We start from the raw sequence: 20,539 nt of genomic DNA, 5'->3' as shown, positions 1-20,539 counted from the left end.
CTGGTGCACGGCGGCAGTCGGTCCCGCCGCCGCGCGGGGCACCGGTCATCGCGGCCCCAGCGGGATGCGGGCCGTGACGCGGGTGCCGGGGCTCGCGCGCTCGACGTGGAACTCCCCGCCGAGATCCTGGCAGCGTTCCCGCATCGACACCAGTCCCACGCCGCGGGTCGGCCGCTCGGGCATCCCCCGGCCGTCGTCGGTCACCACCAGTCGCAGCCAGGTGGGGGTGCGGACCAGGTCGATCACGCAGTTCGCCGCCTCCGCGTGGTGCGCCACGTTCGCCAGCGCCTCGCTGACCACCAGGAAGGCGGCCAGCTCGACGGCGGGCGGGATGTCGTCGAACCGGCCCGCGTGGACCACCCGCACGGCGGGCTCGCCGTCGAAGCGCTCCGCTTGGCGGCACACCGCGTGCACCAGCCCCAAGCGCAGGTCCAGCGCCTGCACGTGGCGCGAGACCCGGCGCACGGTGTCGGTGAGCGTCTCCAGGTCGGCGACCACGTCCGCCAGGCGTCTCCGCGTCCTGCCGTCGGCGTCGTCGACCGCCCTGAGCACCGCGCTCACCTGCTTGCGGATGCCCACCACGCTGGGGCCGATGGTGTCGTGCAGGTCGTTGCTGATCCGGTGCAGGTCCTCCCGCCGCCTGCGCTCGAACCGGTCGTCGGCCTCGCGCAGCGCCAGCGCCAGCCGCGCCGCGTGCGCCGCCGGGGCGGCCTGCCCCGCCATGTCCTCCAGCAGCCTGCGCTCCCGCGCGGTGAGCCTCTCGTCGCGCGCCCTGGCCTCCGCCACCAGCACCCCGGTCCGCTCACCGCCGTGCCACAGCTCCACCTGGTACCGCTGCCCTCCGCAGGAGCGCCCGTGCACCGCCGACGGGGTGCTCTCCGCCCCCTCCAGGTGCACGGCCACGTAGGGCAGCTTGAGCGCCCTGCCCACCCACGCCGCCAACGTCGGCAGCAGCTCGTTCGGGCGCAGCGGGTGCGCCAGCGTGCGGCCCAGCTCGACCAGCGCGCGGTACGGGTCGGCGCGGTCGCCGAACAGCCACCGGTTCAGCGCGCCCTGCAGCAGCCGGTGCAGCGGGGCGAGCGCCGCCACGACCGCGACCGTGGCGAGCACGTTGCCGCCGGTGGGCACGGCCGTCGTGGTGGCCACCGCGATGGCCGTGTACCCGCCGATCAGCGACGCGCCGAGCAGCCCGTACAACAACGTGCGGTGGAGGACCAGCTCGATGTCGTAGAGGCCGTGGCGGACGATCACGATCACCACCGCCACCGGGAACGCCGCGGCGGCCATCAGCCACGCGCCCCAGGCCGCCCCGGACGCCAGCTCCAGCACCAGCGCCGGGACGACCACCAGGGCGCCCACCAGCGCCCACCGCACCACCCGGCGCTGCGAGCCCCGCGCCCGGTGCCACCGCACCACCAGGGACGCCACCGCGGCCACCAGGGCGACCGCGAAGGCGGCGAACCCGAACGCCGACAGCGCCACCGCGACCCCTCGTCGCGCGGTGCCGCCGAAGACGCCCTCCCAGAAGGTGGCCGGTTCGGCCCACGAGGCCCACCCGATCCCGACCGGCGGCAGCACCACGCCGACGCCCGCGACCAGCACGGCCGCCCACCACCACCGGCCGGGTGGCCGCCCGGTGGGGAACAGCAGGAGCACCACCGGCAGCAGCGAGTAGGTGGGCCACCAGACCCAGCTGCCGACCCACACCACCCACCGCTGGTCCGGCCACGCCGCGACCCCCGTCGCGGCGGCCCCGCACACCCCCATGGCGAGCACCGCCCACCCCACCGGGTTGCGCCGCGCGTACGCCACGAGCCGCTCGCCGAGCAGGCAGTGGACGATGGCGGTGATCCAGTTGTGCGGGTGCGCCGGGGTGGTGGCGGAGGCCGCGTGCACGGCCCCCGCCACCAGCACCAGTCCTGCCCCGCCCCCCGCGAGCAGCCTGGCGCCGATCACCGCCCCGCCGATGCCCCGCATCCCGGCCCCCGCTGTCCGTCCGGATGACATGCCCCTCCCCTGGAAGAATCCGCGGACGCCACCCCGCGGGGGTCACGTGCCGTTGAGCCAGTGCCAGAAGTTGTGGCACGGGGAACCCTCGTCGCTCACCCCCACGCCCTCGTAGTCCAGTGCCAGCGTCCCCTCCAGGCCGCCTCCGCTCAACGTGACGGCGGTGCCCGCGTGCAGCACCACCTCCCCGCCGTCCGCGATCACGTGCGGGTGCCGGTGCGCGACCACCGCCGTCCGGCTTCGGGTGGCCGGGGTCTCCGCCGCCGCGGCCAGTGCCCGCCGCATCGTCGCCAGGTCGGGCAGGAACCCCGGCCCGAGCAGCTGCCCGTACTCCTTCTCGAACCAGGCCAGCCCCTCCTGGACCCGCTGCGCGTCGAACTCCGCCTCGATGACGTGAGCCGTGGGGAAGTGCGGGTTGCCCGCCGGGGCGGTCGCCGCGTAGACGAGGAACGTCTCGTACCACAGCTCCAGGTCGCCGAGCACGGGGTGCGAGAGCTGTCCCCGGTCTTCGGTGGGTGCGGACATCTATCTCCTCCGGTTCGCCGTTGTCGTCGTGGTGCAGCCTGCCGGTCCCGAACTCCCGGGAACCAGGGGTCGCCTTCCCCCATTCACGGGCGATCCGGGTGCCGACGATCCGCATTACCCCCGGTCGCGGAGGAGGCGACAAGGTCATATGACGCAGACGCCCGCCCAGGTCGTCGCCGGGCCCGCAACGGTGGCGCGCTACTACGGGGTCCTTGATCCTGGTCGGGTCCTGTGAGAGGAAGGGTCCATGGCTGACAGCGCCGCCGGAACCGACGAGCAGCTCGTCCGCTCGGCCGTGCGCCGGGCGGGCAGGCGCCTGATCCCGCTGCTGGTCCTGCTGTACTTCGTGAACTACCTGGACCGGGTCAACATCGGGTTCGCGGGCCCGAACGGGATGAACGCGGAGCTGGGGCTGTCGGCCACGCTCTTCGGCGTGGCCGCCGGGGTGTTCTTCATCGGGTACCTGCTGCTGGAGGTGCCCAGCAACCTGATGCTGCACCGGTTCGGCGCGCGCCGCTGGATCGCGCGCATCATGGTGACCTGGGGCGTGGTGGCCACGGCGATGGCCTTCACGCCGAACCCGGCGGTGCTGATCGCGCTGCGGTTCGTGCTCGGCATCACCGAGGCGGGCTTCTTCCCCGGCATCATCCTGTACCTGACCTACTGGTTCCCGGCCGCGCAGCGGGCCAGGACGACCGCCTGGTTCATGACCGCGGTGCCGATCTCCACCGCGCTGGGGGCCGTGGTCTCCACGCTGATCATCCAGCACGGCGACGGGTTGTTCGGCCTGTCCGGCTGGCGGGTGATGTTCCTGCTGGAAGGCATCCCGTCGGTGCTGCTGGCCGCGGTCGTGTGGTTCCTGCTCACCGACCGGCCCGCCGAGGCGAAGTGGCTGCCCCGGCAGGAGCGGGACGCGCTGGAGCGCGCGCTCGCCGCTGAACGGGCGGCCGTCGCGCGAACGGGCCCCCGGTCGGTGCTGGGCGCGCTGAAGAGCCCGCGCGTGCTGGCGCTGTCCTGGGTGTACTTCGGCGTGGTGTACGGCCTCTACGCGCTGGGGTTCTTCCTGCCCACCATCATCAAGGGCTTCGCCGCGCAGTACGGCACCACCTTCTCCACGGTGGAGCAGGGCCTGATCAACGCCGTCCCGTACGTGGCGGGTCTGGTCGCGATGGTCGTGTGGGCCCGGCGCGCGGCGGACCCGGTGGTGCGGGTGGCGGTGCCCGCGCTGGTCGGCGGACTGGCCATCCCGGTGGCGCTGTACCTGACCGACCCGTGGCTGGCGATCGTCGCGGTGACGCTGTGCGCCTGCGGCGTGCTGGCCGCGCTGCCCTCGTTCTGGGCGCTGCCCACCGCCCACCTGACCGGCGCCGCCGCGGCGGCGGGCATCGGCCTGATCAACTCGCTGGGCAACCTGTCGGGGTTCCTGGCGCCCTACGTCACCGGCGCGCTGGCCGACGCGACCGGTGACAACCGGCTCGGTCTGTGGGTGGTGGGCGCCTGCATGGTGTCCGCGGCGGTGGTGACCCTGGCGCTGCGCGCGACCCGCTCGTAATCCCGGCGCGCTGTCGCGTGCCCTTTCGTCCCCGGCTGTCCGCGCTACCCCTCATACCGGCAAACGGGTCTTTCTTCCCGTTGTCGGCTAAGAGAAAGCTTGATCCACGTCGGATCTCTGACGCTGGCGCACGGAGAGGCGTGGACGGATGCGGAGACGGGCTTTGCGGCGGGCAGCGGCGCTCGCCGCCACGGGCGCACTGGTGATCAGTCCGCTGGTGATCGGTCCACCGGGGGCGCAAGCCGCGCCCCTGGGGCCTGCCGGCGACAGCGCGTCGGTCGTGCAGGGCGACACCGTCGAAGGCGGTGACATCGACAACCGACCGCAGGCCACCGCGCCGACCGACCGGCAGCGCGCCCTCGCGGGCGAACGCGGCAGCACGGTCCGGTGGAACCGGTACGGCTCGCCCGCGACGCTGGTGCCCCGCGCGGACCTGCGGACGCGGGGAAGCGGTTCCCCGGAAACCGTGGCGCGCGACTACCTGTCCGCCAACCGCGACGTGTTCGGCTTGGCGCAGCAGGACGTCGACTCGATGGACGTGCTCGTGAGCCGCCCGATGGGACAGGGCTCCTACGTCATGCTGCGCCAGCGGTTCGGGTCCGCGCCCGCGATCCTGGACGGGCTGGCGGCCTTCGGCATCCGCGACGGCGCGGTGGTGTTCCTCAGCTCGACCATGAGCCCCACCAGGGCCGCCCCGCAGGCCGCGACGCTGTCCCCGGAGCAGGCGGTGGACACCGCCGGGCTCGGTGGCGCCACGCGGGTGCTGCTGGGCGCGGTGCCCATGCCGGACGGTCCCGCGCGGATGGCGTACCAGGTGGTCAGGATGACCGGGGAAAGCGGTTTCACCGATTACGTGGACGCCCGCACCGGCGAGCTGCTGGTCCGCGAGAACCTGGTGGACCACCAGGCGGACAACCCGGCCTGGGACGTGTTCCCGGCCAACCCGCCCGCCGACTACTCCTCGGCGGACACCCGCGAGCGGTGGTGCCTGGTGCGGCTGGAGGACTGCGAGCGGTCGGTCAGCACGGCCGACCGGGACCTGGCATGGGACGTCGACCCGGCCACCGGGACGCCCAGCCGGACCTCGTCGGGCAACTCCGCCCGCAGCACCGAGAAGTGGGACGACCTGGCCAACGGCACGGTCGGCACCCGCACCGCGGCCACGGCGGCCGACCGCCGCTACACCTACCCGTGGACCAACCAGTGGCACGAGGAGCGCTGCGACCCGGCGGTCTTCTCCTCCGCGCGGCAGAACGACGTCGACGCGGCGCTGGCCAACCTGGTCGCCACGCACAACCGGATGCACGACTGGTCCTACCACCTCGGTTTCACCGAGGAGACCTGGAACCTGCAGACCGACAACGGCGATCGCGGCGGACTGGGCGGCGACGCCGAGCGCGGCAACGCCCAGTCCGGCGGCCGGGCGGGCGGCGCGCCGCCGTCGTTCCCGTCCCGCAACAACGCCAACCAGGTCACCCCGCCCGACGGTGTCGCGCCGGTGACGAACATGTACCTCTGGCAGCCCACGCCCGGCGGGTTCTACGCGCCGTGCGTGGACGGCGACTACGACATGTCGATGATCGGCCACGAGTACGCGCACGCGATCACCAACCGGATGATCGCGGGCCCCGACAACGGTTGGGGCAGCGGCCAGGCGGGCGCGATGAACGAGTCGCACTCGGACCTGTTCGCCATGGAGTACCTGTTCGAGTACGGCTTCCAGCCCAGCGGCGACACCGCGCACGTCATCGGCGGGTACGTCTCCGCGGACGCCAAGGCGGGCATCCGCAACTACGACATGAGCCGCAGCCCCTTGAACTACAGCAACATCGCCTACGACCTGGTCGGCGCGCAGGTGCACGCCGACGGCGAAATCTGGGGCGCGACCAGCTTCGACGTGCGGCAGGCCATGATCGACAAGTACGGCCTCGGCACCCCGGAGTCGCAGCGGGCGTGCGCGGACGGCGAACTGCCTGTCGAGCAGTGCCCCGGCAACCGGCGCTGGGTGCAGCAGGCGTTCGACGCGCTGCTGCTCACCGCCTCCGGCGCGGTCAGCTTCGTCGACATGCGCGACGCCACCCTGGCCGCCAACGAGGTCCGCTTCGGCGGCGCGGACCTGCCGGAGCTGTGGGACGCCTTCGCCCGGCGGGGTCTGGGTCGTGACGCGGCCAGCAACGGCCCCAGTGCTGTGGACCCGACCCCGAGCTTCGCCTCGCCCAACGGGGAGAACGTGACGCTGCGGCTGTCCTCGGTGCCGGGGGCGCGGCTCTACATCGGCCACTACGAAGGGCGCACGGTCCCGGTGGCGGACACCGACCCGGCGACGGCGCTGCCCGACGCGGTGGAGGTCGTGCCGGGTGAGTACGACTTCGTCGTCGCCGCGAACGGCTACGGCAGCACGCGGCTGCGGCAGGCGGTCCGGGAGGACAGCACGCTCAGCCCGTCGCTGACGCCCAACCTGGCCTCCCGCACCCGTGGCGCGACCGCCACCGGCGACGGGGTGAACCTGGACCGGCTCATCGACGACACCGAGGCGACGAACTGGGCGTCGGTCGGTTCGCCGGTGGCGGGTCGGGGCGTCACGGTCGACCTCGCGGGCACCGCCCCGGAGGTGATCCGGCGGGTGCAGGTGAGCGCCCTGCTGCGGTCGGAGATCCTCCAGGACCCCGATCCCGGCGCGCAGAACCGGTTCACCGCGCTGCGGCAGTTCGAGATCCTGGCGTGCGACACCACGTCCGGCTCGTCGTGCGCGTCCCCGGCCGACTTCCGCCTGGCCTACACCAGCCCGGCCGACGCCTTCCCGGCGGGCATCCCCCGGCCGACCGCGCCGGACCTGACCGCGCGCTCGTTCCCGACGCCGCCGATCACGGCCACCCACCTGAGGATCCAGGTGGTGTCCAACCAGTGCACGGGCGCGCCGGACTACGCGGGGTCGCAGCACGACGACCCGCGGTCGACCAGCGACTGCGCCACCGGCAACCCGGAGCTGGCACGCGCCGTGCGCATCTCCGAGCTGCAGGCGTTCCGCGACTGAGTCGACGCCAATTGGGACGCCATCTTTCCGGATGACACCGTCCTCACCGCACTGTCCGATGCGGACCGCTCACACCGAGCGACCTGGACACGCCCGACTCGCCTCAACGAGTCGGGCGTGTCTCATAATTCGGACAACTGTTTGCGCTCCCCGTTCGCCGGGCACTCGAAAGTGGTCCGCGAACGCGACCGGAGGTAACGCAGTGTCACGGTCGGGAAGTGAGAGCCTGTTGGCCAACCGGTACGAGCTCGCCGAGCCGATCGGGCTGGGCGGCATGTCCGAGGTCCACCGCGGCTGGGACACCCTCCTGCGCAGACACGTCGCGATCAAGCTGTTCCAGCCGGGCTTCGACGACGCCGCCGCCCAGCGGTTCGACAACGAGGTCCGCGCGCTGGCCAACCTCTCGCACCCCTGGCTGGTCTCCGTCTACGACGCCGACACCCACGAGGGCACCCCGTTCGTCGTGCTGCAACTGGTCGAGGGCGACACCCTGCGCGACCGGATCGAGCGGGGACCGCTGTCCCCGGACCAGGTGCGCAGGCTGGGGGCCGGGCTGGCCGACGCGCTGGCGCACGTGCACTCCCACGGTCTGGTGCACCGCGACATCAAGCCCTCGAACATCCTGCTCGACCGCGAGGACAACGCCTACCTCGCCGACTTCGGCCTGGTCCACCTGACCGGCGCGACGCGGCTGACCCGCACCGACCAACTGGTGGGCACGGCCGCCTACCTCGCCCCGGAGCAGGTGCTCGGCCAGGAGGTCGACCACCCCGCCGACGTCTACGCCCTCGGCCTGGTGCTGCTGGAGTGCCTGACCGGGCGGCGCGAGTACGGCGGCGGCGACGTCGAGGCCGCGATCGCCCGCCTGCACCGCCCGCCCGCCATCCCCCAGCACCTGCCCGCCGACGTCGAACGGCTGCTGTCGCGGATGACCGCGTCCGCGCCGCACGACCGCCCCACCGCGCAGGACTGCGCGCGGGCGCTGGCCGCCGCCTCGCTGCTGCCCGACGACACCGTGCCGATGGGGACCGTGCCGACGGACGCCGCGCCCCTGGGCACAGTGCCCTCGGACACCGCGCAGGCCGCGCCGCGCCGCGAGCTGCGCCCCTCCCGGAAGGTGCTGGTCACGGTGGCGGGCGCGCTGGTCGGCGCGCTGAGCATCGGCACGGCCGCGACGGTCGGCCAGGAACCGGCGACCTCGCAGCCCGCCTCCTCCACCACGCCGCCCGCCTCCTCGGCACCGTCACAGCCGGTCGCCCCGCAGCTGCCGCAGGACGCGGCGCCGCAGGCCGTGTTCAACCCCCCGCAGAAGGCCGCCACCCAGACCCCGGACACCACCCAGGCGACCACCACCACTACCACCACGCCCCAGGTCACGACCTCGGAGACGCCTTCGGCCACCACCTCCGCCCCCGCCGTGACCAGCGACCCGGCCACCGAGGTCACCACCTCCCCGCCGGTCGTCACCACCACCGGGGGACAGACCCCCACCTCGGTGCCCCCCGCCTCCAGCCCCACCGACCTCCCGGAGAGCAACGCCGGGGCGGGCGAGCCGAGCCCGTCGGCCGACGAGCGGAGCTAGGTCCGCGGATCAGTACGGCTTGACCACGGGGACGCTGGGCTGCTGACCGGACGCGCCCAGCGTCCGGTCGTGGACCGCCCGCCACCCGCCGTTCCCGATCGCCTCCTCCAGGATCGCGTTCACCTCGTCCCGCAACGGCTTGTCGCCGTGGGCGAGGCCGATCCCGTACTCCACGGCGGCCGTCGGCTCGACGAGCAGGTCGAACCGGTTCGCCGCGAACGAGGCGTAGCCCAGCAGGACCGCCTCGTCGGAGACCACCGCGTCAACGGCCCCGGTGTCGAGCGCCTCGACGCAGTCCGCCCAGCTCGGCCTCGTCACGAAGTCGGCCCGCTCGACCCGTCCCGAGGCGGGGCGCGCGTCACCGACCGTGCACACCTCGCGCCCGCGCATCACGCCGGGGTCATCGGGCCACACGTACCCTTCGCGCACCAGCACGCTGGGCGCGCTGACCAGGTACGGGCCCGCGAAGTCGACCCTCCGCTTGGCCTCCTCCGTGATCGGGTAGTCGCCGACGACCATGTCCACCGCGCCGGAGGCGAGGGCGGTCTCGCGGTCGGCCGGGGCGACCGGCACGAAGGTGATCCGGTCCTCGTCGTAGCCCAGCCCGTCCGCGACCAGCTCGGCGATCTCCACGTCGAAGCCGCTGAACGTCTGGGACACCGAGTCCCACAGGCTCAGGCCGGGCTGGTCGTCGCGCACCCCGATGGTGATCGAGCCGCGCGCGGCCATGCGCTCCAGCGCCGATCCGCTCCCCCGCGACCAGTTCGCCCACAGCAGCGCCGCGGCGGCCAGCGCGATCACCAGCGCCATGACGCCCAGCACCTGGCGCCGTTCCCGCCGTGACAGCCCCTTCGGCTCGGGCCGGGTGGCGGTGCCGGAGGTGATCCGGCGGGTCGCCGCCGCGCCTGCGGGCAGCAGCGCGCCCGCCTCGGCGGCGGTGAGCCTGCGGGCGGGGTCCTTGCGCAGCAGACCCGCGATGACCGGTCCCAGCGCTCCGGGGACCGGCGGCGGTTCGTGGGTGAGCACGGCCCCGAGCACCGCCCGCACGTCGTCGCGCTGGAAGGGCGAGGTCCCGGTGACCGCGAAGTGCAGGGTGACGCCGAGCGCCCACAGGTCGCTCGCCGCCGCGGCGCCCGCGCCGCTGACGCGCTCGGGCGCGAGGTACTGCGGTGAGCCGATCAGCTGGTTGGTCGCGGTGAGCGCGGTGCCGCCCTCGACCGCCGCGATGCCGAAGTCGGTGAGCACCGCCCGGTCGCCGTCGAGCAGCACGTTGGCGGGCTTGACGTCGCGGTGCAGCACGCCCCGCTGGTGGGTGTAGGACAGGGCGGCGAGCAGCTGCCGGGCCAGGTCGACCGCCCGGTGCTGCGGCAGTGGTCCCTCCCGCTCGACGACCTCGGCCAGCGAAGGCCCCTCGACCAGCTCCATCACGATCCACGGCCGACCGCCCTCCAGGACCACGTCGTGCACCGTGATGACACCGGGGTGCCGTAATCGCGCGCTCGCGCGGGCCTCGCGCAGCGTGCGCTGGAAGGCGGGCGCGGACTCCTCGACGGCGTCGAGGAGGGTCACCTCCTTGACCGCCACCTCGCGTTCGAGGAACTCGTCGGCGGCCCGCCACACCGTGCCCATGCCGCCGCTGCCGAGCCGGGCTCGCAACCGGTACCGGCCTGCCAGCAGCCGGTCCTCGGAATCGAGCATGGGCAAGAAGATACCCACGCGGCGCGGCGCGCGTCAGCGGGTGTGTCAGCGGGTGCGTCAGCCGGTGAGCAGTCCCAGCAGCGCGTCCAGGACGCCCTCCGCCAAGCGGTCGACGACCACGGCGGCCAGGGCGGAGCCGACCGGGACGGCGACCCGGCGGACGGGCCCCGGTCGCGCAGCCGGGCGGATCGCGCTGTCCGGGTGGAGCGGGGTCGTGTCCAGGATGACGATCATGCCGCGAGTCTGGCCGCCCGCCGCGGCGCGGAACAGGTGGTTGACCGGGTTCGCCGGACAACCACCCGGCGTGGCACGAATACGGAGGAAGATCGGGCGCCGATCCCTAGACTCGTCTTCCGTGGCGATGTCGCATCCCGAGGTGCCCGGTTACGCGGTGGTCGGCTTAGCGGGGCGCGGTGGGTTCGCCGTGGTCTACCGGGCGCTCCAGGTCAGCGTCGACCGCGAGGTCGCGCTCAAGGTCGACAGCCGCATGGTGCTGGACGAAGCGGACCGGCGCAGGTTCCTCCGCGAGGCCAAGGCCGCTGGCCGCCTGTCCGGCCACCCGCACGTGGTGGGGCTCCACGACGCGGGCGTGCTGGCCGACGGGCGGCCGTACCTGGTGATGGAGCTGTGCACCGGCGGGTCGCTGCTGGACCGGCTGCGCACGGGCGGGCCCATGTCACCGGCCCAGGTGCGCGAGCTCGGGGTGCGGATCGCGGACGCGCTGGCCGCCGCGCACGCCGCCGGGGTGCTGCACCGCGACATCAAGCCCGCCAACATCCTCGTCAACCGCTACGGCGTGCCGGGACTGGCCGACTTCGGCCTGGCCGCGCTCGCCGAGCCGGGCCGGGACAGCTCGGCGAGCCTGTCCGCGCTGACCCCCGCCTACGCCGCGCCCGAGGCGTTCCGCCAGGAGCAGCCCACCGAGCGCGCCGACGTCTACTCGCTGGGCGCCACCCTCTACGCCCTGCTGTCGGGACGTCCGCCCCGGTTCCCCCGCGTCGGCGACCCCAACCTGGCCGAGATCATCCTGCTGCACGGCAAGCCGGTGCCCCCGGTGGCGGGCGTGCCGGACGAGATGATGGCGGTGCTGCGCAAGGCGTTGGCGAACGACCCGACGCAGCGGTACGCGACGGCCGCGCTGTTCCGCGACGCCCTGTCCGCGCTCGACATCACCCCCGACACCACTGCCGAGAGCACTCCCGACGACACCCCTGACGGCGCTGCCGGTGGCACCACCGCCGCTACCCGCGACAGCACCGAGGTGGTCGACCCCGACCCACCCGCCCCGACGACGCACTTCGGCTTCGGGCCCAAGCGGGACGAGCAGCTCACCCTCGGTCGGGTGGTGACCCCGGACCCGGCCGACGACGTGACCGCGCACGTGGCCACGCACGTGGCTGCGGGCCCGCCCGCCGACCGGCCCGCGCGGCGGCGCGCGGGCCGGGTGCTCGGCCGGGTGGGCCGGGTCGTGGTGGCGCTGGCCGCGGTGGCCGTGCTGGTCTCCGCGGGCATCGCGTGGTGGGTGCTGTCGGGCGTGGACGAGCAGGTCAAGGTGCCCGGTGTGCTCGACGTGCCGGGCAGCCCCGACAGCGCCGACGGCATGACCGACCTGCTGCTGGTGGGCAGCGACAGCCGCACCGACGCCGAAGGGCGACCGCTGCCGGACGACGTGCTCAGGCAGCTGCGCACCGAGCAGTCGGCGGGGGTGAACACCGACAGCGCCATCCTGGTCCGGCTGTCGGAGGGCGGCGGTCGCGCGGCGGCGGTCTCCATCCCCCGCGACCTGCGGGTGCCGCTCCCCGACGCGGGCGAGGGGTCGATCAGCGAGGTGTTCGGCGTGGGCAAGCAGCGCGCGGAGGCCGAGCTGCGCGCGAGCGGGGTGGTCGACGAGCAGCGCCTGGCGCGGGAGTCCGACACCGCGGGCCGCCGCCTGCTGGTGCAGGTGGTGCAGCAGCTCACCGGGGTCCGCGTCGACCGGTACGCCGAGCTCAACCTGTACGGCTTCTACCTGCTCAGCCAAGCCGTGGGCGGGGTGGAGGTGTGCCTCAAGGCCGATGTCGCCGACCCCGGTTCCGGCGCGGTCTTCAAGGCCGGGCCGCAGTCGGTGTCCGGCAGCGACGCGCTGTCGTTCCTCCGCCAGCGGCAGGGGTTGCCGCGCGGCGACCTCGACCGGATCGCGCGCCAGCAGGCGTTCCTGGGCGCGCTGATCGACAAGATCACCTCCGCGGGCACGCTGACCGACCCGGCGGCCGTCTCCGACCTGGTCGCGGCCGTCAAGCGCACGATGGTCGTGGACTCCGGGTCGGACCTGCTCGACCTCGCCGGGCGGCTGCGGGAGGTGGCGGCGGGCGACGTCGACTTCCTCGTCCTGCCCGTGCAGGCGGCGGCAGGCGGTCCCGAGGGAGCCGTGACCGCCGACCCGGCCACGGTGCGCGCGTTCATCAATGGACTCCGGACCGCGAAGCCGGGTTCCGGCCCCGCCGCCGCCCCCAACCCCGTTCCCGCCGCTCCCCCGTGCGTCGACTGACCCCCGCGAGCCGAACCTCGAGGCTGTCAAGTAACCAAAGGCCGTGAACGTACGTCACCGTCTGCTCTGCCCCCGCAGCCGGGCAGGAGTCAGGGCCGGGTCGTCTGCCGGACCAACGGGCCGGGCAGACCGTGCGAATCGTCCGCGACGCGATGGGGCACGTCGTCGAGCAGAGCGGTCCGGATTCGACCGCGGTGTTCCGCCGCGATAGCGCGGGCCGTGTGCTGGAGGCCCGCGACGACAGCCGTGAGGTCGAACGAACGCTCGCCGATGCCGCGGTCCTCACCCAGACCCGGGACGCCAACCACTGGCTCAGGGCACAGGCCGTCACCGGGGCAGGCACCACCGGTCTGATTCAGCGACGTTCCTACGACTACCGCGGCGGCGGATACGTGAACAGGATCATCGACCAGCTCAGCGGAGTCCGGGAGCACTCGCTCGACCAGGTAGGGCGGGTCACCTCGGTCGACGGTCCACAGTGGAGCGAGCGATACGCCTACGACGCCGCCCGGCTGGGAGGTCGGCGGAGACCCCGCGCGTCGAGGTGAGCCCGGCTACCGGTACTCGGAAGACCCAGGGGCGCACGGCAACTACTCGCAATTCGAGACACCGGACGGCTCCCGCGTCATCGCCGAGCACACCAACGACCCGAGGGCACCGCAACCGCACTTCCACGCCGGGCAGCCCAAGGGGGACCCGGCTCGTGACGGCGTGGACTTCGGTTGGGGCGGCGGTTCGGAGTTCGAGAGGTACGGTCAGGTCGACGGCAAGCACCACTACTACTACCCGGAGGGCACCTAGATGGCCGACCGCACGGCGATGCTCGCCGCAGCAGGTCTGGAAGTCCTGGGCACCCTCGACCTAGCGGGTGACCTGGCGCCGGCGGAGGCGTGGCGCCGGGTCGTCTCCGGCACCGCTCACCCGACGGTCGAGATCCCTGACGACACCGCCGACGCGGACGACCGAATCGACGCCGAATGGCGGGAACTGGCTCTGCGGCACGGCGTGCTGGCCGATGACGGCACCTTCCTGATCAGCCCTCCAGGCCCCGGCGCGTTCACCGCACCGTGGACCGCCGTCCGGCTCACCGACCACACCCGCCTCGCCCGCCATCTCACCACCAACCCCAACGAGCCTGAATTCGTCACGGCCTCCGCCGACGGGACCGTGGTCCTTGGCGTCACCACCGAGGAATACGCCGTCTGGCTCGTCATCGACTGACTGGGGCGATCCCATCACCGGAGGGCCTCCGCAACCTTGTGGCTGCCGAGAACTTCATCCGTGCGGGGAATCGCGCCGATCACCTGCCGATGGCTACGCCACCGGCCCGTCTGCGCAGGCAGCGACGGCGCGATCCTCGCCCACACTTCGTCCGTCAGCTCACCACGTCCCACCACCCACCATCATCCGCACCCGATCATGAGGAAGATCCGCAGGACACGCACTAGTCGGCCACCAGGGCGCTGCCGCTCCACGCGGAGGAGGAGCCCGCCCGCCCCCGCACCGCCACGTACTCGCGCTGGCGGCGCACCAGCCAGCGGCCGGGCGCGAGGCCGGTGGCCCCGTGCTCGGGGTGCACGAGGTAGGCGGGGGCGGTGTTCTCCACGTAGGCCACGGCCAGTCCCAGCGGGTCGACCACCCCCGAGGTCCACCGGGTCGAGCCGGGGTCTGCGGTGAGCGTGTGCGGGTTGCCGCCCGCTGCGCCGCGCACGAGTTCCACGCCCTCCGGCGAGACGTCGGTCAGCCGCGCGTACCGGCCCAGCCGCACCGTGGAGGCCACCAGGTCGAACGGCAGCACCAGCAGGTCCCCCTGGGCGTGCAGCCCGTCCACCACCGGCACCGACACCTCCCGCTCCAGGTGGTCGAGCACGTCGAGGTTGGTCTTGTCGAGCAGTTCGAAGAGCTTCACCGGCACCTCTGCTTCAGGTTCGTCGGACGAGGAGGGCGTACTGAGCGCCCGTGAGGCCGTAGGTCCAGGCGGCGGCGTCCACGGGGTCGTCGAACCACGCCGGGACGCGCAGGCCGTACCTGCGGCGGGTGCCGTCGCGCTCGACGGACCCGTTGACGGTCACCAGGAGCCGCTGGTGCGGCCCCCAGTCGGGGGGCTGGTCGTAGAGCCGCAGCTCGTGCCCGTCGTTGCCGGGGTCGGGGGCGGTGCCCACCAGCACCAGCCCCGCGCCGTCGATGAACTCCGCCCACCCCAGGCGCTCCACGGCGCAGCGGCGCACCTCGGCGTTGCGCTCGGCCGCGATGCGTTCGGGCGTCGGGTCCTCGATCACCCAGGCCGGCACGCGGGTGCCATGCCACGCGTGCAAGGCGAACCCGTCGCCGTAGGCCACCGCAGGGCCGCTCGCGTGGTGCGGGCGCGGGTCCTCGCCCGGTTCGAGGTGGACCGCGACCGGCCGTTCGGAGACCACGCAGCGGCCCTCGCGGGGCCACCACCAGCCGCACGAGCGCGCGAGCACCGCCCACAGGTCCAGTTCCGCGCGGTCCTCGGCGCTCGGCGACAGGTCGCCCAGCACCGCGTACACCTCCAACCGCGCGATCCAGTCGCTCTCGTGCTGGCCGTACCAGCACAATCCGACGGTCTCGCCCAGTTCGGCGCGCACGAACCCGGCCACCCGGTCGCGCACCAGGCCGCGCAGCGGCTCCAGGAGGTGGGTTTCCGCGATCTCGGCGGGTGCGCGCCCGGCGCGCAGCCCGTCCAGCGCATCACCTCGCCACGGCAGCGTCCAGTCGCGCTGTGGCAGCTGCCTGGTCAGCCGCCACCGCAACGCGCTCCACCGGTCGGCGATGGCGTTGGCGACGCCGTGCTCCTGGTCGCGCCCGAGGTTGCGGATAGGTCCGGGAGGCACCAGGCGCAGGGCCGCGCGAGGCGAGTCGACCCAGGTGAACTCCGGTGGCGGTCGGTCGGCCATCCGGTAGAGCGCCGAGATCGCGGCCTCGGTGGTCACCCGGTCGGCGGGCCCGGTGGTGAGCGCGTGGGTCCGCCACTCGTCGCACAACGCCACGGCACGCCACCAGCGCTCGGCGTCGACCGGAACCGCAGGGGAAGAGGGGAACTGATGACGGGCAGCGCCGCGACGGCGCCTGCGGCTCACCGGCCGAGGGCGCTACCGCCCCTTCGCATCGACATGGCGGGAATGATCGCATCGCGCCCGCCCGCGCCACAAGACCCGCCTCACCGGGTGGAGACGGGGAACGGGTCGACTGCTCACCCACCGCACCGGGTACTCGGGATCATGCGCTCACTTGGCGACGAGGTCGCGGCGGTCACCGGGGCACCCGTGCGGCGGGAGCGGCCGTCACAGGGCCGCGGCCCCGGTGACGACCAGCAGCACCACGTCGATGACGGCCACCAGCAGCAGGGCGTTGAACGCCGCTCGGGAACCGGGGCGCCGGGCGCGCAGCCCGCCGACCACCAGGACCGCGACCGACAGGGGCAGCGCCACCAGCCCGGCAGGCGAGACCGGACCGGCGGGGCCGAGCACCAGGACCACCGAGGCGAGCAGCACCAGGGCGGCGGCCAGCACGGCGCTGGCGCGCGCACCGAGGCGGTGCGGCAGGCCGCGGACCCCGGTGGCGAGGTCGTCGTCGATGTCGGGCAGGACGTTGGCGAAGTGGGCGGCGCTGCCCAGCACCGCCCCGGCCGCCACCAGCCAGGCGGGCGGCCAGGGGTGGCCCGGCGTGCCGATCACCAGGTAGGCGGGCAGCAGCCCGAAGGACACCGCGTAGGGGGCCACGGAGAAGGCGGTGCCCTTCAGCCCGAGGTCGTAGGCCCAGGCGGAGATCAGCGCGACCACGTGGGCGGCGGCGGCGAGCGGGCCCGCGAGCAGGGACAGGACGACCGCCAGCGGCGCGGCGATCCCGGCGGCGACGGCGACCGACCGCCTGCTGACCTCACCGGTGACCACCGGCTTGTCGCGCCGGTCCACCGCGGCGTCGCGCCGGGCGTCGAGGGCGTCGTTGAGCCACCCGACCGACAGCTGGCCGGTCAGCACGGCGGCGGCGACCCCGACCAACCCCCAGCCCGTGCGGCCCGCGGTGGCGGCGACGGCGGTGGACACGGCGGTGACGGCGAGGGCGGGCAGCGGATGGCAGGCACGGACCAGAGCGGGCAGACGCGGCACGGGGGGCCAGTGTGCCGGCTGGGCGAGCTGCCGAGGAACGACCAGCGGCTCTACGAGCTGCTGGCCGACCAGTGGTGGCGGCCGAGGGGTGCGTTCGCGATGCTGCACTGGCTGGCCGTGGCCAGGGCCGCGCTCGTGCCGCCCGCCACCCGCCCCGGCGCGGTCCTGCTGGACCTGGGCTGCGGGGCGGGTCTGCTCGCCCCGCACGTGCGCGACAAGGGCTACCGGCACGTCGGCGTGGACCTGTCGCCCTCGGCCCCGGTCCAGGCACGCGCCCACGGTGTCGACGCGGTGCGGGGCGACGTGCTCGCCGTGCCCGCCGCCGACGGGTCGGCCGACGTCGTGGTGGCCGGGGAGATCCTGGAGCACGTGCCCGACCTGCGGGCCGCCGTCGCGGAGGCGTGCCGCGTGCTGCGCCCCGGCGGGCTGCTGGTGCTGGACTCGCTGGCCGCCACCGCGCTGTGCCGCCTGCTGGCCATCGGCGTCGCCGAGCGGGTGCCCGGCCTTGCTCCGCGCGGGGTGCACGACCCGGCCCTGCTGGTGGACCGCGCGGCGCTGGTGCGCGAGTGCGCACGTCACGGTGTGCGGCTGGCTCTGCGGGGTATCCGCCCCTCTGTGCCGGGTCTGGTGGCCTGGCTGTCCGGGCGCGCCGCCGACGTGGCGATGGTGCCGACCCGGATGACCGCCGTGCTGTTCCAGGGGGTCGGCGTCAAGGCCGGCCGTGAGGGGGGATGAGGGTTGACCGCACCAGCGCACCAGCGGACGGGGAGCACCACACGGGTGCCCAGGTGGTGAGCGCGCACGTCACCGGCGTCGGCACCGCGCTGCCGCGCGCCTTCGACCAGCAGGCGGTGTGGGACGGCTACTTCCGCGAGCACTTCGGCGGCAGCCGCGTCGCGGAGCGGATCTTCCGCTCGGTGGCGGTCTCCCGCAGGCACGCGGTGGTCAGCCCGCTGGACGAGGACCTGTCCGGCACGTCGACCGACGCGCGGATGCGGCGCTACGAGGAGTTCGCGCCCGGACTGGGGCACGCCGCCGCCACCGCAGCGATCGAGTCCGCCGGTCTCACCCCCGCCGACGTCGGCCAGCTCACCGTGGTCTCCTGCACCGGCTACACCGCGCCGGGCCTGGACACCCTGCTGGCCGCGTCGCTGGACCTGCCCGACCGGGCCCGGCGGCTGCTCGTCGGGCACATGGGCTGCTACGCGGCCCTGCCCGCGCTGGCGGCCACCGCGGACTTCGTCGTCGCGCACCAGCGCCCGGCGGTGCTGCTGTGCGTCGAGCTGACCTCCCTGCACCTGCAGCCGCCCACCCGCGAGGTGCAGCAGGTGGTGTCGCACGCCCTGTTCAGCGACGCCGCCGCGGCGATCGTCCTGCGGCCCGGCGACGCCCCCGGCGGCCTCGAGCTGCTCGGCACCGCCAGCCACACCGACGTCACCACCCGCGACCACATGACGTGGCGGATCACCGACCACGGGTTCCGCATGGACCTGTCCCCGCACGTGCCCGAGGTGCTGGGCAAGCACGTGGGCACCGAGGTGGAGGATCTGCTCGCCGAGCACGGACTGGTGCCGTCGGACGTGCGGGGCTGGGCCGTGCACCCCGGCGGGCCGCGCATCCTGGCGACCGTGGAGCGGGAGCTGGACCTCCCGGCCGCCGCGCTGGAGCACTCCCGGCACGTGCTGCGCGAGCACGGCAACTGCTCCTCGGCGACCGTGCTGCTGGTGCTGGACCGGCTGCTCAGCCGCGGCGGCCTGCGCCCCGGCGACCCCGTGGTGGCCATGGCGTTCGGGCCGGGGCTGACGCTGTGCGCGGCGCTGCTGCGCGTCACGTGACCGGCGTCGACGAGACTGCGGACGAGACTGCGGACGCGGTGGACGCGGTGGACGTGCCGGTCGTCGTGGTCGGCGCCGGGCCGACCGGGCTCACCGCCGCGACGCTGCTGGCCCGCCACGGCGTCGAGTGCCTGGTGCTGGAGCGGTGGGGGTCGGCCTACCCGCGTCCCCGCGCGGTGCACCTCGACGACGAGGTGCACCGCGTGCTGGCCCGCCTGGGGCTGGGCGAGGAGTTCGCCGCGATCTCGTGGCCGTGCCGGGGCCTGCGGCTGGTGGACCGGGACCGGCGGGTGCTGGCCGAGTTCCGGCGCGCTGCCGACGCGGGCAGGCACGGCTACCCCGAGGCCAGCATGTTCGACCAGCCGGAGCTGGAGCGGCTGCTGCGCGCGAACCTGGCGCGGCACGCGGGCGTCGAGCTGCGCGGGCGGGCGGAGGTCACCGCGATCGCGCAGGACGGCGACGGGCCGGTGCGGGTGGAGTTCACCGACCGCGCCACCGGCCGGTCCCACACCGTCCACGCGCGGTACGCGCTGGGCTGCGACGGCGCCAACAGCCTCACCCGCGCCGCGATCGGGGCGGTGGTCCGCGATCTGGGCTTCACCCAGCGCTGGCTGGTCGTGGACGTGGCCACCGCGGCCCCGCTCGACGCCTGGGAGGGTGTGCACCAGGTGTGCGACCGCGACCGCCCGGCGACGTTCATGCGGGTCGGCCGGACCCGCTACCGCTGGGAGTTCCGGCTCGCGCCCGGCGAGAGCGCCGAGGACTTCGGCACGATGGCCGAGCTGCGCCCGCTGATCTCACCGTGGACCGGTGGCGTGCCGCTGGAGGACTCGGCGCTGGTGCGCGTGGCCGAGTACACCTTCCGCGCGCAGGTCGCCGACCGGTGGCGGGACCGCGGCGTCTTCCTCCTCGGCGACGCCGCCCACCTCACGCCCCCGTTCACCGGCCAGGGACTGGGGGCGGGCCTGCGCGACGCGGCCAACCTGTGCTGGAAGCTCGCCGGGGTGCTCGACGCAACCCTGCCGGAGTCCGCGCTGGACACCTACCAGGCCGAACGCGCCCCGCACGTGCGCGTGATGATCGCGCTGGCCAGGCTGCTGGGGGCCGCCATGACCGAGGGCGGGCGGGTCGGCGACCTGCTGCGCGGCGCGGTGGTCCCCCGGCTGCGGCTGCTGCCCGGCCTGCGGGACCGGGTGCTCAGCAGCGAGACGCCCGCGCTGCGCCGTTCCGAGCTGGTGCGGCGGCCCCCGCTGCGCGGCGGCCTGGCGGGCGGGCTGTGCCCGAACGCGGTGCTCGGCGACGGCCGCCGCTTCGACGACGTGGCCGCCGGGCGCTTCGCGGTGGTCACCTCGCGGGCCGACCCGCCCGAGCTGCGGGCCGCCGTGCGGCGGCGCGGAGCCGTCCTGGTGGTGACCCGTCCCGGCGAGGAGCTGCACTCCTGGCTGCGCCGGGGGCGCGCGCGGGCGGCCCTGGTCCGCCCCGACGGCGCGGTCCTGCGGGCCGGGCGCGACCCGGTCGCGCTCTGCGCCGCCCTGCCCGGCCGCGCACCGGCCCTCTGAGGAGCTGTCTCCGCGCTGCTGGGTCGGGCGAGTCGACGGCTGGTGACGCGCCCGACCCAGGAGGCGGAGACCGCACTGGGCCAGGCGGCG

Annotated in this window: 16 protein-coding genes and 1 pseudogene; 10 read left to right on the top strand and 7 right to left on the bottom strand. The window is 74.4% G+C overall.

Annotated features, from left to right (window positions below; all coding sequences use genetic code 11):
* Positions 1 to 45: 45 nt before the first annotated feature.
* On the bottom strand, positions 46 to 2,007 hold the full coding sequence (locus IEZ00_RS23565) for a sensor histidine kinase (protein WP_189225488.1): 1,962 nt from the start codon (positions 2,005 to 2,007) through the stop codon (positions 46 to 48).
* A 42-nt stretch (positions 2,008 to 2,049) separates the two neighbouring features.
* A complete protein-coding gene (locus IEZ00_RS23560) occupies positions 2,050 to 2,532 on the bottom strand; it encodes a hypothetical protein (RefSeq protein WP_189225487.1) in 483 nt (160 codons plus the stop codon).
* Positions 2,533 to 2,779: 247 nt separating this feature from the next.
* On the opposite strand from IEZ00_RS23560, the gene IEZ00_RS23555 reads away from it, so the two are divergent.
* From IEZ00_RS23555 to IEZ00_RS23545, 3 genes are all read left to right on the top strand, one after another.
* Positions 2,780 to 4,084 carry an MFS transporter gene (locus IEZ00_RS23555; protein ID WP_189225486.1) on the top strand — a complete coding sequence of 435 codons (1,305 nt, stop codon included), beginning with the start codon at positions 2,780 to 2,782 and terminating at the stop codon, positions 4,082 to 4,084.
* 148 nt (positions 4,085 to 4,232) lie between these two features.
* Positions 4,233 to 7,118: a M36 family metallopeptidase gene (locus IEZ00_RS23550; RefSeq protein WP_189225485.1), complete on the top strand. Its 2,886-nt coding sequence runs from the start codon at positions 4,233 to 4,235 to the stop codon at positions 7,116 to 7,118.
* Positions 7,119 to 7,347: 229 nt separating this feature from the next.
* Positions 7,348 to 8,700 carry a serine/threonine-protein kinase gene (locus IEZ00_RS23545; protein ID WP_189225484.1) on the top strand — a complete coding sequence of 451 codons (1,353 nt, stop codon included), beginning with the start codon at positions 7,348 to 7,350 and terminating at the stop codon, positions 8,698 to 8,700.
* A 9-nt stretch (positions 8,701 to 8,709) separates the two neighbouring features.
* Here IEZ00_RS23545 and IEZ00_RS23540 read toward each other — a convergent pair whose 3' ends face one another.
* Both IEZ00_RS23540 and IEZ00_RS23535 read right to left on the bottom strand, forming a co-directional pair.
* Entirely contained in the window at positions 8,710 to 10,398 is a 1,689-nt protein-coding gene (locus IEZ00_RS23540) for a serine/threonine-protein kinase (protein ID WP_189225483.1), read from the bottom strand.
* Between the two features lie 57 nt (positions 10,399 to 10,455).
* Positions 10,456 to 10,632 carry a hypothetical protein gene (locus tag IEZ00_RS23535; RefSeq protein ID WP_189225482.1) on the bottom strand — a complete coding sequence of 59 codons (177 nt, stop codon included), beginning with the start codon at positions 10,630 to 10,632 and terminating at the stop codon, positions 10,456 to 10,458.
* Positions 10,633 to 10,759: 127 nt separating this feature from the next.
* Here IEZ00_RS23535 and IEZ00_RS23530 point away from each other — a divergent pair, with 127 nt between their 5' ends.
* The 4 genes and pseudogenes from IEZ00_RS23530 (at position 10,760) to IEZ00_RS23515 (ending at position 14,146) form a co-directional block, all read left to right on the top strand.
* On the top strand, positions 10,760 to 12,925 hold the full coding sequence (locus IEZ00_RS23530) for a protein kinase domain-containing protein (protein WP_229796032.1): 2,166 nt from the start codon (positions 10,760 to 10,762) through the stop codon (positions 12,923 to 12,925).
* A 131-nt stretch (positions 12,926 to 13,056) separates the two neighbouring features.
* Positions 13,057 to 13,473, top strand: a complete 417-nt coding sequence (locus tag IEZ00_RS23525) for a hypothetical protein (protein WP_189225480.1) — start codon at positions 13,057 to 13,059, stop codon at positions 13,471 to 13,473.
* A 67-nt stretch (positions 13,474 to 13,540) separates the two neighbouring features.
* A pseudogene (locus IEZ00_RS37005) lies at positions 13,541 to 13,726 on the top strand (HNH/endonuclease VII fold putative polymorphic toxin); the annotation flags it as partial.
* Entirely contained in the window at positions 13,727 to 14,146 is a 420-nt protein-coding gene (locus IEZ00_RS23515) for a hypothetical protein (RefSeq protein ID WP_189225479.1), read from the top strand.
* A 223-nt stretch (positions 14,147 to 14,369) separates the two neighbouring features.
* On the opposite strand, the gene IEZ00_RS23505 is transcribed toward IEZ00_RS23515, so the two are convergent.
* The 3 genes from IEZ00_RS23505 to IEZ00_RS23495 all read right to left on the bottom strand — a co-directional run bounded on the left by IEZ00_RS23505 (position 14,370) and on the right by IEZ00_RS23495 (position 17,055).
* Entirely contained in the window at positions 14,370 to 14,834 is a 465-nt protein-coding gene (locus IEZ00_RS23505) for a DUF8820 family protein (protein WP_189225478.1), read from the bottom strand.
* A gap of 13 nt (positions 14,835 to 14,847) precedes the next feature.
* Entirely contained in the window at positions 14,848 to 15,936 is a 1,089-nt protein-coding gene (locus IEZ00_RS23500) for a DUF6745 domain-containing protein (protein WP_189225477.1), read from the bottom strand.
* A gap of 294 nt (positions 15,937 to 16,230) precedes the next feature.
* The gene (locus IEZ00_RS23495; RefSeq protein ID WP_229796020.1) at positions 16,231 to 17,055 is read right to left on the bottom strand and encodes a UbiA family prenyltransferase; all 825 of its coding nucleotides are present in this window, start codon (positions 17,053 to 17,055) and stop codon (positions 16,231 to 16,233) included.
* A 9-nt stretch (positions 17,056 to 17,064) separates the two neighbouring features.
* On the opposite strand from IEZ00_RS23495, the gene IEZ00_RS23490 reads away from it, so the two are divergent.
* From IEZ00_RS23490 to mhpA, 3 genes are read left to right on the top strand one after another with little or no spacing between them, the layout of a single operon-like run.
* Positions 17,065 to 17,790: a class I SAM-dependent methyltransferase gene (locus tag IEZ00_RS23490; protein ID WP_229796019.1), complete on the top strand. Its 726-nt coding sequence runs from the start codon at positions 17,065 to 17,067 to the stop codon at positions 17,788 to 17,790.
* Positions 17,787 to 18,890: a type III polyketide synthase gene (locus tag IEZ00_RS23485; RefSeq protein ID WP_189225475.1), complete on the top strand. Its 1,104-nt coding sequence runs from the start codon at positions 17,787 to 17,789 to the stop codon at positions 18,888 to 18,890. The genes IEZ00_RS23490 and IEZ00_RS23485 overlap by 4 nt, the downstream gene beginning before the upstream one ends.
* Entirely contained in the window at positions 18,887 to 20,449 is a 1,563-nt protein-coding gene (gene mhpA / locus IEZ00_RS23480; protein WP_229796018.1) for a bifunctional 3-(3-hydroxy-phenyl)propionate/3-hydroxycinnamic acid hydroxylase MhpA, read from the top strand. The genes IEZ00_RS23485 and mhpA overlap by 4 nt, the downstream gene beginning before the upstream one ends.
* The last annotated feature ends 90 nt before the right edge of the window (positions 20,450 to 20,539 follow it).

It is taken from the genome of Saccharothrix coeruleofusca, from assembly GCF_014648515.1.
In the GTDB taxonomy this organism is placed as follows: domain Bacteria; phylum Actinomycetota; class Actinomycetes; order Mycobacteriales; family Pseudonocardiaceae; genus Actinosynnema; species Actinosynnema coeruleofuscum.
This window is presented reverse-complemented; position numbering and strand designations above follow the sequence as displayed.

Bases quoted from the DNA above. Each gene is read 5' to 3' on its own strand.
- IEZ00_RS23565 (WP_189225488.1), bottom strand. From the start codon at position 2,007: ATGTCATCCGGACGGACAGCGGGGGCCGGGATGCGGGGCATCGGCGGG.
- IEZ00_RS23560 (WP_189225487.1), bottom strand. From the start codon at position 2,532: ATGTCCGCACCCACCGAAGACCGGGGACAGCTCTCGCACCCCGTGCTC.
- IEZ00_RS23555 (WP_189225486.1), top strand. From the start codon at position 2,780: ATGGCTGACAGCGCCGCCGGAACCGACGAGCAGCTCGTCCGCTCGGCC.
- IEZ00_RS23550 (WP_189225485.1), top strand. From the start codon at position 4,233: ATGCGGAGACGGGCTTTGCGGCGGGCAGCGGCGCTCGCCGCCACGGGC.
- IEZ00_RS23540 (WP_189225483.1), bottom strand. From the start codon at position 10,398: ATGCTCGATTCCGAGGACCGGCTGCTGGCAGGCCGGTACCGGTTGCGA.
- IEZ00_RS23535 (WP_189225482.1), bottom strand. From the start codon at position 10,632: ATGATCGTCATCCTGGACACGACCCCGCTCCACCCGGACAGCGCGATC.
- IEZ00_RS23530 (WP_229796032.1), top strand. From the start codon at position 10,760: ATGTCGCATCCCGAGGTGCCCGGTTACGCGGTGGTCGGCTTAGCGGGG.
- IEZ00_RS23515 (WP_189225479.1), top strand. From the start codon at position 13,727: ATGGCCGACCGCACGGCGATGCTCGCCGCAGCAGGTCTGGAAGTCCTG.
- IEZ00_RS23485 (WP_189225475.1), top strand. From the start codon at position 17,787: ATGAGGGTTGACCGCACCAGCGCACCAGCGGACGGGGAGCACCACACG.